General features: G+C 54.0%; 11 protein-coding genes and 1 other annotated feature. Of the genes, 9 read left to right on the top strand and 2 right to left on the bottom strand.

Going from position 1 to position 12,437, the window contains the following annotated elements:
* The first annotated feature begins 91 nt into the window (after positions 1-91).
* Positions 92-268: a hypothetical protein gene (locus tag XYCOK13_RS14890; protein WP_213412950.1), complete on the top strand. Its 177-nt coding sequence runs from the start codon at positions 92-94 to the stop codon at positions 266-268.
* A 126-nt stretch (positions 269-394) separates the two neighbouring features.
* Here the strand turns inward: XYCOK13_RS14890 and XYCOK13_RS14885 are convergent, their stop codons facing one another.
* The gene (locus XYCOK13_RS14885; RefSeq protein ID WP_213412949.1) at positions 395-559 is read right to left on the bottom strand and encodes a YszA family small membrane protein; all 165 of its coding nucleotides are present in this window, start codon (positions 557-559) and stop codon (positions 395-397) included.
* A gap of 143 nt (positions 560-702) precedes the next feature.
* Positions 703-932: a binding site (T-box leader), on the top strand.
* Positions 933-997: 65 nt separating this feature from the next.
* On the opposite strand from XYCOK13_RS14885, the gene XYCOK13_RS14880 reads away from it, so the two are divergent.
* From XYCOK13_RS14880 to XYCOK13_RS14865, 4 genes are all read left to right on the top strand, one after another.
* Positions 998-3,676, top strand: coding sequence for a valine--tRNA ligase (locus tag XYCOK13_RS14880; RefSeq protein ID WP_213412948.1), 2,679 nt, complete (start codon positions 998-1,000; stop codon positions 3,674-3,676).
* 8 nt (positions 3,677-3,684) lie between these two features.
* Positions 3,685-5,076, top strand: coding sequence for a bifunctional folylpolyglutamate synthase/dihydrofolate synthase (locus tag XYCOK13_RS14875; RefSeq protein ID WP_244865180.1), 1,392 nt, complete (start codon positions 3,685-3,687; stop codon positions 5,074-5,076).
* 7 nt (positions 5,077-5,083) lie between these two features.
* Positions 5,084-6,466 carry a UDP-N-acetylmuramate--L-alanine ligase gene (gene murC / locus XYCOK13_RS14870; RefSeq protein ID WP_213412947.1) on the top strand — a complete coding sequence of 461 codons (1,383 nt, stop codon included), beginning with the start codon at positions 5,084-5,086 and terminating at the stop codon, positions 6,464-6,466.
* Between the two features lie 190 nt (positions 6,467-6,656).
* On the top strand, positions 6,657-8,048 hold the full coding sequence (locus XYCOK13_RS14865) for an SPOR domain-containing protein (protein WP_213412946.1): 1,392 nt from the start codon (positions 6,657-6,659) through the stop codon (positions 8,046-8,048).
* 75 nt (positions 8,049-8,123) lie between these two features.
* Here the strand turns inward: XYCOK13_RS14865 and XYCOK13_RS14860 are convergent, their stop codons facing one another.
* Positions 8,124-9,575, bottom strand: coding sequence for an N-acetylmuramoyl-L-alanine amidase (locus XYCOK13_RS14860; protein WP_213412945.1), 1,452 nt, complete (start codon positions 9,573-9,575; stop codon positions 8,124-8,126).
* Between the two features lie 173 nt (positions 9,576-9,748).
* Here XYCOK13_RS14860 and XYCOK13_RS14855 point away from each other — a divergent pair, with 173 nt between their 5' ends.
* From XYCOK13_RS14855 to XYCOK13_RS14840, 4 genes are all read left to right on the top strand, one after another.
* Positions 9,749-9,991, top strand: a complete 243-nt coding sequence (locus XYCOK13_RS14855; protein ID WP_213412944.1) for a DUF4321 domain-containing protein — start codon at positions 9,749-9,751, stop codon at positions 9,989-9,991.
* A gap of 16 nt (positions 9,992-10,007) precedes the next feature.
* Positions 10,008-10,598, top strand: coding sequence for a Maf family protein (locus XYCOK13_RS14850; RefSeq protein WP_213412943.1), 591 nt, complete (start codon positions 10,008-10,010; stop codon positions 10,596-10,598).
* Positions 10,599-10,632: 34 nt separating this feature from the next.
* Positions 10,633-11,319 (top strand): RadC family protein, encoded by a 687-nt coding sequence (gene radC / locus XYCOK13_RS14845; RefSeq protein WP_244865179.1) that lies wholly within the window; start codon positions 10,633-10,635, stop codon positions 11,317-11,319.
* Positions 11,320-11,387: 68 nt separating this feature from the next.
* On the top strand, positions 11,388-12,422 hold the full coding sequence (locus XYCOK13_RS14840; RefSeq protein WP_213412942.1) for a rod shape-determining protein: 1,035 nt from the start codon (positions 11,388-11,390) through the stop codon (positions 12,420-12,422).
* The last annotated feature ends 15 nt before the right edge of the window (positions 12,423-12,437 follow it).

Here is a 12,437-nt window from a genome sequence, read left to right as displayed (position 1 = left end):
TTAATGATTTCCTAATAAACAGATCACAGCCTTCTAAAATTTAAAGTTTATATTAATCATGCAGGCATATTCAGCGAAAGGAAGTGTTCGTATGAAGAAAGCAAACATGATAGCGAGAACAGGGGCAGCGATTGCGATTGCGGTGATGGTGCTGGCGGCTGCAGGCTGTGGAGGAGAAGCTGACCCGGTGATAGATGATGGGCCAACTCCGCAAAATCAGGAGCAGATTCCTGATGATGGCCTGATGGATCCTAGCATGGTGCCTTAATGAAGAGGCGATTACACATCTAAGAGAAAGCAGCATCGTCTGTTGACGGAGGTTTAGTGGGAATGCGGCAAACAGAAGCTGCCCGCTCGCGCATGAAGGCGGGGGCAGCTTCTTTTTTTTTTACGTCTAGATTACATCCAGCAAAATCCCGATATACACAAGAACCAAAGCGAAACAAATAAAGACGTCAATCGGAGTCGGCAAGATGAGCGTGCGAAAAAACTGTATGCAAATAAGGGGGAACAGGACCGCCTTCGCTGTATATCGGATTTTGAGCCACCAGCGCCACATGGCATACTCTCCTTCAACGCATAGATTGTTGTTTTTTTTGGCCTATCCCATGTTTATGATTCGGTCCATTTCGGTTATGCTAGTACTAGCATATTTTCCTGCTATCATATTGACGTGTCGCAGCATCATAGGTATGATATTTCTTAACGACTACGAAAGGGAGTAGTACGCAGCAGAGCCCTTCAGAGAGTGGAATCCGCGGAGGCTGGAAGGTTCCACAGGACGCGAACTGCGGAAGTCGCCCTGGAGTTGCTTGCGCAAAATCGCAAGCCGGCAAGCGGCCGTTATCCGTGATGAGTGCCGTGCCAGCGGTGAACACCGGCTGACGCGGAATAAAGGTGGTACCACGGAAGCGAGCTCTTTCGTCCTTTGCGGCGGAAGGGTTTTTTTATTGATAGCGCAACATGTGGCGTAAAGAAAAAAGGAGGAGCTAGAGCGATGAGTGAAACGAAGTCAGACCAGCTGGCGCAGCAGGAAACAACCATGCCGACTACTTATGATCCGAAGGATGCCGAGCGAAAGTGGTCGGCATTTTGGGAGGATAATGCGTTCTTTCAGGCAGGCAATCGCCCCGATGCCGAGGCGTACACGATTGTCATTCCTCCCCCGAACGTTACCGGCATGCTGCACATTGGCCATGCGCTTGATTTCACCCTGCAGGATATTCTGATCCGCATGAAGCGGATGCAGGGCTACGATACTTTGTGGCTGCCTGGCACGGACCATGCCGGCATTGCGACGCAGACGAAGGTCGAGCAAAAGCTGCGCGAGGAAGGACAAACCCGTTACGACCTGGGCAGGGAAGCCTTCTTGGAAAAGGTCTGGGAGTGGAAGGAGCATTATGCCGGCACGATTCGCGAGCAGTGGAGCAAGATGGGCTTGTCGCTCGATTATTCCCGTGAGCGCTTTACGCTGGATGAAGGGCTGAGCCGCGCCGTGCGCGAAGTGTTCGTGCGCTATTATGAACAAGGTCTCATCTACCGCGGCAACTATATTATCAACTGGGACCCGGCCGCGCGAACAGCGCTGTCGGACATTGAAGTAGAGTACAAGGAAGTGCAGGGCAAGCTGTACCATCTGAAATATCCGCTGAAGGACGGCAACGGCTCCATCACGGTGGCGACAACCCGTCCGGAAACGATGCTTGGCGATACCGCGGTAGCTGTTCACCCGGATGATGACCGATATCGCCATCTGATCGGGAAGATGCTGGTGCTGCCGATTATAGGCAGGGAAATTCCAATTATCGGCGACGAATACGTAGAGAAGGAGTTCGGAAGCGGTGCGGTGAAGATTACGCCGGCGCATGATCCGAACGACTTCGAGGTGGGGAATCGCCATGATTTGCCGCAGGTGCTGGTTATGGACGAGAGCGGCAAGATGAACGTGAATGCCGGTCCTTACCAAGGCCTGGATCGTTTCGAATGCCGCAAGCAGCTTGTTGCAGATCTGCAGAAGCAAGGGGTGCTGGTGCAGATCGAGGAACACGTTCATCAGGTCGGCCACAGCGAAAGAAGCGGCGCGGTCGTCGAGCCTTATTTGTCCACCCAATGGTTCGTGAAGATGAAGCCGCTGGCCGAAAAGGCGATTGAGATGCAAAAAGCCGGGAAAGGCGTGCGTTTCGTTCCGGAGCGCTTCGAGAAGGTATATCTGCAATGGATCGAAAACGTGAGGGATTGGTGCATTTCCCGCCAGCTGTGGTGGGGGCATCGCATCCCGGCCTGGTACTGCGAGTCTTGCGGCCACACTCTTGTAGCCGTAGACGATCCTGCGCAGTGCTCCAGCTGCGGCAGCACCAAGCTGGCGCAGGACGAGGACGTGCTGGATACGTGGTTCAGCTCGGCGCTGTGGCCTTTCTCCACGCTGGGGTGGCCGGACGACACGGCGGACATGAAGCGCTATTACCCGACGAATGTCCTTGTCACCGGCTATGACATTATTTATTTCTGGGTGTCCCGGATGATCTTTTCCGGATTGGAATTTACGGAACAGGCGCCTTTCCGGGATGTCTTGATCCACGGTCTTGTACGCGATGCGGAAGGCAGAAAAATGTCCAAGTCGCTCGGCAACGGTGTCGACCCGCTTGAAGTCATCGACAAGTACGGAGCCGATGCGATGCGGTACATGATTTCTACCGGCAGCACGCCGGGTCAAGACTTGCGCTTCCGCTGGGAGCGGGTGGAGCAAGCCCGGAACTTTGCCAACAAAATTTGGAATGCGTCCCGCTTTGCGCTGATGAATCTCGGGGACTTCCGCCACGAGGACATCGATCTGAGCGGAGAGCTGACGACAGCGGATCGCTGGATCTTGCATCGATTGAACGAAACGGCGGGAACGGTCACCCGGCTGATGGACCAGTACGAGTATGGGGAATCGGGCCGGGCGCTCTACGATTTCATCTGGGACGATCTCTGCGACTGGTACATTGAATTTGCCAAGCTCAATCTGTACGGCGATCAAGCAGAGGCCAAACGGAAGACACAATCGGTCTTGGCTTACGTATTGGATCAGACGATGCGCCTGATGCATCCATTCATGCCGTTTATTACTGAAGAAATCTGGCAGCACTTGCCGCACGAGGGCGTAACGGTATCTCTGGCATCCTGGCCTCAGCCGGACGCGCGCTGGGAAGCGCCGGAGGCTGTGAAGGAAATGGAATTGCTGATGGACTTGATTCGCGCGGTGCGCAATGTGCGTGCCGAGGTCAATGTGCCGATGAGCAAGAAGATCGAGCTGATGATCAAGCCGGGACAGGCTGACGTGCTTGCCTTGATTGAGAAGAATCGATCCTTTGTCGAGCGCTTCTGCGGAACGTCCAGTCTGGAGGCAAGCGAACAGCTGACCCCTCCGGACAAGTGCATGACTGCGATTGTGACTGGAGCCGAGCTTTACTTCCCGCTCGCCGGCCTGATCGACATTGAACAGGAAATCGGCCGCTTGGAGAAGGAATTGAAAAGCTTGACTGCGGAAGTGGAGCGCGTGGACAAGAAGCTGGCGAACGAGGGCTTTATGGCGAAAGCGCCGGAAGCGGTTATTGCGGAAGAGAAGGAAAAACGGGCTATGTACGCGGAGAAAAGAGATAAAGTACTGGCGCGCATCGCAGAACTGAAGGGTTGAGTGGAAAGATGACAGAGCAAACAGAGATGGACAACCATCGCGACACAGAGACAGCACGATTCCAAAGCTATGACGAGGCCGTTGACTGGATCACCGGGTTGATCAGCTTCGGAATTCGCCCGGGACTAGGCCGCATGGAGCGGATGCTTGATCGGTTGAACCATCCGGAGAGACGGTTGAAGTTTATCCATGTCGCGGGAACGAACGGCAAAGGCTCCACCTGTGCATTTCTGGCGAATGTTCTGCGCAAGGCAGGGTATGACGTGGGGATGTTCACTTCGCCTTATATGGAGCGCTTCACAAGCCGCATTCAGTACAACGGACAGGATATTCCGGATGAGGAAGTGGTGCGCATCGCGAATCGACTGAAGCCGCTTTACGACGAATTGGCTGCAAGCGATCTCGGTGCGCCGACGATGTTCGAGGTCTGCACATTGCTGGCAATTGTGTATTACGCTACGGTGTCTTATCCGGATTATGTGGTATGGGAGACCGGGATGGGCGGCCGCCTGGATTGCACGAATGTAGTTATGCCGGTCGTTTCCGTTATCACGAATGTAGGGCATGACCACACGGATGTGCTGGGAGAGGATTTGACGGCGATTGCCGGAGAGAAGGCGGGCATTATTAAGCCGGGCGTACCGGTCATCAGCGCCGTAAGCCAGCCGGAAGCCGTAGCGGTCCTGGAAGAAGTCAGCAAGGCGAACAAAGCGAAGCTGTACTTGATGAATAGAGATTTCGCTGTATCGGGCACGGCGGTCAAGGAGGATCAGCAGAAGTTCGCATTCACCGGACCTTATCGCCAGCTTTCCGATGTAGAGATTGGCTTGAATGGGCTGCACCAGATCGACAATGCCGCCGTCGCCTTGATGACGCTGGAGGTGCTTCGTCAGTTCTACGCGCTCGTTGTGGATGACGACGTGCTGCTGGAAGGATTGGCCGAAACGAGATGGCCGGGGAGAATGGAGCTGCTTCAGCACCATCCGCGGCTGCTGGTGGACGGCGCGCATAATCCGGAAGGCGCGGCGCGGCTTGTTGAAACGCTGCAGCAGGTTTATTCGTATCGAAAGCTTAGGCTGATGCTCGGTTTGCTGGAAACGAAGAATCATTCCGAGTATTTGGAACATATACTACCAATAGTGGATACGATCGTGATCACAGAGCCGGCTTTCCGCAAAGCCAGAAGTGCGGACTCGCTGGAACAATCGGTGCAAAGCTGGGTACAGCGGACGGGCCGCCCGCTTGAGGTTATTAAAGAAAGCGATTGGAAAGCTGCGCTGGCTCGCTTGACATCTTCCACGGCAGAAGACGACTTGGCAGTCGTTACCGGCAGTCTGTATTTAATCTCGGATGTACGCGCATGGGTGCTCGGTGGAGGCGAATCTGAAAAAGGCTGGTGATAGCGAGTTGAAAGCATCGGAACACGTACATTTTATCGGAATCGGCGGCTACGGCATGAGTGCAATCGCCAGAGTGATGCTGGAAATGGGGTATCAAGTTTCAGGCTCTGACGTGGCGCGCCAGGAATTGACAGATAAGCTGGCGTCCAAGGGGGCGCGGGTATTTATCGGCCATGAAAAGGATAATGTGCAGGGCGCGGACATCGTTGTCTATTCGACTGCGCTCTCCAAAGATAATGTGGAAATTGCGGAAGCGGAGAGGCTGCAAATTCCGGTGATTCATCGTTCCCAGATGCTGGCCCGCTTGATGAATGCCAAGAAAGGGGTTGCGGTGGCCGGCGCCCATGGCAAGACGACCACCTCTTCCATGATTGCGCTCGTTATGGAACGCTGCGAACAGGACCCGACCTACATTATCGGCGGGGAGATCATGAATATTGGCAGCAACGCCAAAGCCGGCAGCGGAGACTATGTCGTAGCGGAAGCGGATGAAAGCGACGGCTCTTTCTTGCAATATCGCCCTCATTTGGCTGTTGTCACCAATGTGGAGGCGGACCATCTGGAAAATTACGATGGCAAATTTGAAAATCTGAAGCAGGCTTACGTGAAATTTCTCAGCCAGATTCGTTCGGACGGCAAAGCGATCGTGTGCGCGGATGATCCGTATATTCAGGAGATGCTGCCCAACATCACCAGCGACACGATCACGTTCGGCATCAGGCAGCATGCCGACTATACAGCGGCCGACATTAAGCTGGGCGATCGCAAGGTCACCTTCTCGGTCTGGCACAGCGGCGTCAAGCTGGGAGAGATGAAATTATCGGTTCCTGGCATGCATAATGTGTACAACGCTCTGGCTACGACAATCGTTTGTCTGCAGGCGGGGATTCCATTTGCGGATATCGCCCAGGCCATTCAGGAATTCCGGGGCGCCAAGCGGAGGTTTCAAGTGCTCAGCGAATCGGATGATGTGCTTGTGATTGACGATTACGCCCATCATCCGACAGAGATACAGGCAACGATAACCGCAGCAAAAGCTACAGGCAAACGGATCATTGCTGTCTTTCAGCCTCAGCGCTATACCCGTACTTTTTTCCTGCTGGATTCGTTCAGCCGTTCCTTCGGGGAAGCGGATGAGGTGATTATCACTGACATATACTCGCCGGCAGGCGAGCAGCAGATTGAAGGAATCAGCTCGGAGAAGCTGACCGCGTTGATCCGCGAAAACAGCAATTCGAATGTCCAGTTCATCGCGGCCAAGGAGGAAGTGCTGGCCTACCTGCTGGACCATGTGAAGAGCGGCGATCTGGTCATTACGATGGGCGCGGGGGATATCTGGAAGGTGTCGCATGAGCTGGCCAAGCGGCTGGAAGAAGCGGCCGCCCGTTAATGGGCAGCGGACAGGGAAGGGAAGCGGACAGGATCGCTTCTCTTCTTTTTTTTGTTGCGGCTTCAGGCATTGCTGCTGTGCAGCGCAGAACGATTCTCAAACAGGGGGTCAACTCTCTTAAAATCAGTGACATATTGCAGCGGAAGCTCTCATAGTCTAGTAACAAGTACATGGACAAGGAGAGAATCCGATGAGCAAAGCTAGAATTACATATCGCTTCGACAAACACGGCAATCGGGATCAGGATGATGCGGTCATTGTGCCGATTCACGAAGAACCGGAGACGGCGATGAAACCGCAGAGCGGCGCGAACCGGCATACTTCTGCACGCGCGGAAGCGGACAAGCAAGGAAGGGATGACAGCTCCGCAACCGCATCGTCGCCCGGGCCTTCATTAAATGAATTCACGCAGGATTTCGGGAGCTGGACGAGCCCGTTCGATGCGGAGGTCGAACGACTGGAGCGCATCATTCGCGGCGATGATGAAGGCGCGAAGCCACACAGCATGGCGCAGCAAGCCGGGTCCAATGCCAATCGTCAGGCATCGCAGGATGGCGGCCCTGCGGCTGAGCATTGGGATACAGGCTGGTTGAACGGGGAGACAGGGTATATGCGCGATCCGAAATTCGAAGGGCCGATCGTTACCGACGACGCGCATTTGCCGTATCGGCATTCTCGAAAAGGCACGCCGTGGCTAAGACTGATTGCGTCCGTTACAGGCGCTGTGGTTACGGGTATTGTGCTCGGGCTGTTCGTTCTGACTGTTTTTACGAATGGCGGCAGCTCTGAACCGCTGCCGACAGACGCAGAGCAAACGCCCGAATCGGATACGGGAGCATCGCCGCAAACTCCGCCAGTCGAAGTGAATTTCGGGGACGGCTCGAACGACGGCAACGGGACAAATGACGGGCAGCATGCAGAGGCTGTGCCGCCAGCTTCGGATGCGGCTTGGAACGCGGTCACTGTCCCGGGCGGCTCCTATCATATGATTCAGTACGGGGTATTCAGCTCGAGGGAGGGTGCGCAGACGGCAGTACAAGAACTGAGCGACCTGGGCTTGGCGGGGGCGTTTGGGAGCCACGATGGCAATTGGTATGTGTATGCGGGCGTATCAGAAGACAAGGACGATATTCTGGGGCTTGCCCAGCAGTTGAAGCAGAGAGACTTTGATATTTATGTCAAGCAGATCGATATCCCGTCCGTTGACCGGCTGCAGTGGCAGGGAGAAGATGCAAGCAAAGTCACGTCGTACTTTGAACAAGCACAAGTGCTGGTTTCCAAAGTGAGCGCAATATCCATGCTGCATTTGCAAGAGGCACAGCCGGCGGGGCTGGAATCAACCTCACTCGACTCGATTGCGGGAACGCATCAACAGATGATGCTCATGTCGTCGCAAATTTCCGGCGGTTTTGAAGGGGCGGAAGCGACGCGCTTCCAGACGATGAATAATGCGTTAAATACAGCGGTAGAGTCGATGAACGCGTATGACCGCAATCCATCCCGCTCTTATTTATGGCAGGCACAAACGGCCATTATGCGTTTTTTGCTGGAGCATCAGCAGCTCGTTCAAAACGCTGTATAATGGCACAAAAAAGGCTGCAGCCCGGAAAAGAAGCTCCGGTTGCAGCCTATATGTGTTAGGTGATTCGCTACGCCATCAAAATTGCTGCAGGTAACGATCGAAAACAACGGCCATTTGGGCGCGTGTCATCACTTGGTCCGGTCCGAACAGATGAGGCTCGATGCCATTGATTAATGCGGCCCGCGCCATGCGATAGACCGAATCGGCGAACCAAGTCTGCGCCGGGACATCAGCAAATGCCAGATCAGGTACAAGCTCACCCGCCCCGCTTTGCTCGATTGCTTGTTTCTCCTGCGCTTGCCAGATCCGATCAAACAACACACTCATTTCAGCACGGGTTATCGTTTGATCCGGCCGGATTGTCCCATCCGGATATCCTTCCAGAAAACCAGTCGATACAGCGGTTTCAAGCAAGGCATATGCCCAGTGGGATTCAGACAGATCTGTAAATGTCCTGGCTTGTCCATCATAACTGGAATCGGCGATCGGTTGTTCACTTTCTTCGTCGGCCACAGTCTCATGGTCGTATGTAGCATCCACAATACTGTCTTGTTCTGCCATATTGGCTGAAGGATCGCTGGCGATCAACAGTGTCTGCTTCTTAGGCGTGACCGTCGAGGATTCGTTTTCTTCGCTCTTCTCCATGGCTTGCCAATCATGAGCATCGCCAGCCTCCCCATCCATTGCCGGAGGTTCCGTGGAAGCTTGCTGCAGGCTGTTCAGATCGAAGATGCGATCGGCCAAGGCCAAAAATTCTGCCCTTGTTATCCCTCGGTTGGGCTCAAACTTTCCATTGTTCCCTGCTACAAGCCCCTCTTCTTTAAGCCGAACGATGGCACCGCTTGCCCAATGGCCGGCGATGTCTGCGAAACCGATAGGCAGGAAACGGGCAATGCCTTCGGCGATCGCTTCGGCGAAGCTGATCTTCGCCCATTCTGAGGCCAGCAGCGCCGCATCCTGCGGATTGCTCAAGAAGGCGGTTTCTACCAGAATGCTGGGCATTTTGCCAGAGCGAACAACGTAGGCTGCGCTCGGAACCAGGCCGCGGTTTTGCGTTCCGACCGATCTGACCATCTCATCGAGCACATACGACGCGAGCGCTTTGCTTTGCGGCGTGAGCGCGCTCATTTCCGGACTGGCGGGATAGTTGGCCTGAGGATAGTTTCGGTCGTAATAGAGTACCATGGAGCCGCGTACAGTTGAAGATGGGTGAGCATTTGCGTGAATGGATACGAAGATATCCGCTTGCTCGCGATTCGCATGTTCGACCCTTTCCTGCAGCGTCAAATAAATATCGTTGTCTCGGGTCATTGCGACAGTGTAGCCTTTGTTGATCAATGCTTGCTTCAGCTTAAGGGCAATGTCCAGATTTACATCCTTCTCCCGCAGCTGATTAACGCCGATTGCCCCGGGATCCCTGCCGCCGTGGCCTGGATCGACGATTACCTTAGCAGCATCGACCTGGGTGCAGAACAGCATGGCAGAAACTCCCACTGCAGCAGCTGCCTTCATCCATTTTCCCATCATGCGTCTATCATCCTCCCCTATCATTGTACTGGGTTGGGATAGAAAAAGTTGCAGGGAAATAGTGGCTAATGTAAAATAGAAAAAAAGAACATATATTCGCATGCTGGGGTCCTCAGCTTTGTTTTTCCGGCAGTACGTTTTTTATCAATAAGCACCGGGGAGGAAGTTTGGCTTTGAAGAAAAACACATTCACGCTGCTCTTTTTTTTGGCCATAGGCTTACTGGTTGCAACGATTATTTCGGAATTGCTGACGCCCGTTAGGGCGTTGTCGTTTCTAACGAAATCCGCGGCAATCACATGGGAGCCTAAAGCAAATTTCCAAGTCATTCAATATGATCTTTACATTCAGGTTAAACTGAATTTGATCAGCATTTTCGGTTTGATCGCTGCTTTCTGGTTTTATCGCAAATTATAGACGAAGGGGAATCGCGATGAAGATTACAGCAGACAGGCCGCTGATCCTGGCCTCCTCATCACCTCGCAGGCAGGAATTGATTCGAATGTTCCACTTGCCTGTACGAATAGAGCCGACAGACGTAGATGAAACAATGCCGCCGGGAGCCTCGCCGGTAGACACGGTCGAGCAGCTTTCCCTGCGTAAGGCGGATGCGGCAGCGGCAAGGTGCAGGAACACTGGCCAGGATGGCATCGTGATCGGCTCCGACACGGTGGTCGCCATTCAAGGCACGGTATTGGGGAAACCGACCGATGAGCAGGAAGCCGCAGCCATGCTCCAGCGTCTTCAAGGCCAATGGCATGAAGTGTATTCCGGTATTGCCTGCATTGATTTGAAGCAGGGGACGAGGAGCGTTCGCCATCGCAGCACCCGCGTCCATATGAAGCCCTTGTCTGATGCTCAAATCCGCAGTTACGTTGAAACAGGAGAACCGATGGACAAGGCGGGAGCCTATGCGATTCAGGGAAGAGGCGCACTGTTTGTGGACCGGATTGAAGGATGCTATTTCAATGTTGTAGGGTTGCCTTTGTCGCTGCTTGCAGATATGCTGGACGAATTGGAATAAGTGTCGGTAGAGACACTGGGAGAGAGGGGATTTCATGTCAACTGCCATGATGCTTAGAGAGCTTCCTGCCGGGGAGCGGCCGAGGGAGCGGATGCTTGCTTCCGGCGAACAGGCTTTGGCCAATGCGGAGCTGCTGGCCATACTGATTCGAACAGGCACGCAGTCGGAATCAGCCATTGCGCTGGCTCAGCGTCTGCTGCGAGAGGCAGAAGGACTGCACAATCTTGTGGATATGAGTGTGGAGCAACTGACGGCCATCAAGGGAATTGGCACAGCCAAGGCCCTGCAGATCAAGGCGGGCATTGAACTGGGCAAGCGTCTTGCGCGCACGGCGAAGAAGAACGCCTTCCGCATACATTCCCCGCAGGATGTGGCAGATTATATCAAGGAAGATGTCCGATATTTATGCAATGAACACTTTATTTGCCTGTATTTGAACACGAAGAATGGCGTTATTGGACATGAGACGCTGTCTGTTGGCAGTCTGAATGCGTCGATTGTGCACCCGAGAGAGGTGTTTCGGGCGGCGATGAAGCGGGCATGCGCTTCGATCATCTGCGTGCACAATCATCCTAGCGGAGATCCGACTCCGAGTCCGGAGGATATCCAGATCACTAGGCGCCTCGCTGAAGCGGGTCAAATCGTCGGAATAGAGCTGCTTGACCACGTCATTGTAGGCGATCAAGATTTTATCAGTTTGAAGGAGCAAGGCTTGTTATAATATAATGGGAACACAGACCGCAACGAAATATACAGACGGCTTGCCGAAAGACAGGAAGGGGATTAACCATGTTCGGTGGTTTTACAAAAGATTTAGGCATTGATTTAGGGACAGCCAACACACTGGTGTATGTAAAAGGCAAAGGCATAGTCGTCAGGGAACCTTCGGTAGTAGCATTGCGAACTGACACGAAGACGATAGAAGCTGTCGGCGAAGACGCCAAGAAGATGATCGGCCGCACGCCGGGCAATATTCGGGCGGTCAGACCGATGAAGGACGGCGTCATCGCCGATTTTGAAACGACGGCTACGATGATCAAGTATTTTATCCGCAAAGCGCAAAAGCAGCGCATGCTGTTTCCAAGACACCCGGATGTTATGGTTTGCGTGCCTTCCGGTATTACAGCGGTGGAGAAGCGGGCGGTCGAAGATGCAACCCGCCAGGCTGGAGCCAAGCAGGCATTTACGATTGAAGAACCATTCGCTGCCGCCATTGGCGCAGACCTTCCCGTGTGGGAACCGACCGGCAGCATGGTAGTTGATATCGGCGGGGGCACGACAGAAGTCGCGGTCATTTCGCTTGGCGGCATTGTTACGGCCAAATCTGTCCGCGTAGCCGGTGACGAGATGGATGACGCCATCATCCAATACATTAAGCGCACCTATAATCTGATGATTGGCGAAAGAACCGCGGAACAGATGAAAATGGAAATTGCCTCGGCGACAAAGCTGGACCCGATGGAATCCATAGAAATTCGGGGACGGGATTTGGTAAGCGGCTTGCCCAAGACCATTGCGATTACGTCACATGAGATTACGGACGCGCTGTCGGATACAGTAGGCAGCATTGTAGAGGCAGTGAAGAATACGCTGGAGCGCTGCCCGCCCGAATTGGCGGCAGATATTATGGACCGCGGGATCGTGTTGACGGGAGGCGGAGCGCTGCTTCGCAATTTGGACCGGCTTTTGGCTGAGGAGACCGGAATGCCGGTAGTGGTAGCCGACAACCCTCTCGACTGTGTGGCGATCGGCACCGGACGGGCGCTGGAGAATATCCATCTGTTCAAAACAAGCTCCGGTCCTGCCTCCAAGGTGCGCAGGTAGGTTAGCTTGAACAAA

Origin of the sequence: Xylanibacillus composti (assembly GCF_018403685.1) — a bacterium.
Taxonomy (GTDB): Bacteria; Bacillota; Bacilli; order Paenibacillales; family K13; genus Xylanibacillus; species Xylanibacillus composti.
This window is presented reverse-complemented; position numbering and strand designations above follow the sequence as displayed.

Excerpts from the sequence above, each read along its gene's own strand:
- XYCOK13_RS14890 (WP_213412950.1), top strand. The coding sequence starts at position 92 with ATGAAGAAAGCAAACATGATAGCGAGAACAGGGGCAGCGATTGCGATT.
- XYCOK13_RS14885 (WP_213412949.1), bottom strand. The coding sequence starts at position 559 with ATGTGGCGCTGGTGGCTCAAAATCCGATATACAGCGAAGGCGGTCCTG.
- XYCOK13_RS14880 (WP_213412948.1), top strand. The coding sequence starts at position 998 with ATGAGTGAAACGAAGTCAGACCAGCTGGCGCAGCAGGAAACAACCATG.
- XYCOK13_RS14875 (WP_244865180.1), top strand. The coding sequence starts at position 3,685 with ATGACAGAGCAAACAGAGATGGACAACCATCGCGACACAGAGACAGCA.
- XYCOK13_RS14865 (WP_213412946.1), top strand. The coding sequence starts at position 6,657 with ATGAGCAAAGCTAGAATTACATATCGCTTCGACAAACACGGCAATCGG.
- XYCOK13_RS14860 (WP_213412945.1), bottom strand. The coding sequence starts at position 9,575 with ATGATGGGAAAATGGATGAAGGCAGCTGCTGCAGTGGGAGTTTCTGCC.
- XYCOK13_RS14850 (WP_213412943.1), top strand. The coding sequence starts at position 10,008 with ATGAAGATTACAGCAGACAGGCCGCTGATCCTGGCCTCCTCATCACCT.
- radC (WP_244865179.1), top strand. The coding sequence starts at position 10,633 with ATGTCAACTGCCATGATGCTTAGAGAGCTTCCTGCCGGGGAGCGGCCG.
- XYCOK13_RS14840 (WP_213412942.1), top strand. The coding sequence starts at position 11,388 with ATGTTCGGTGGTTTTACAAAAGATTTAGGCATTGATTTAGGGACAGCC.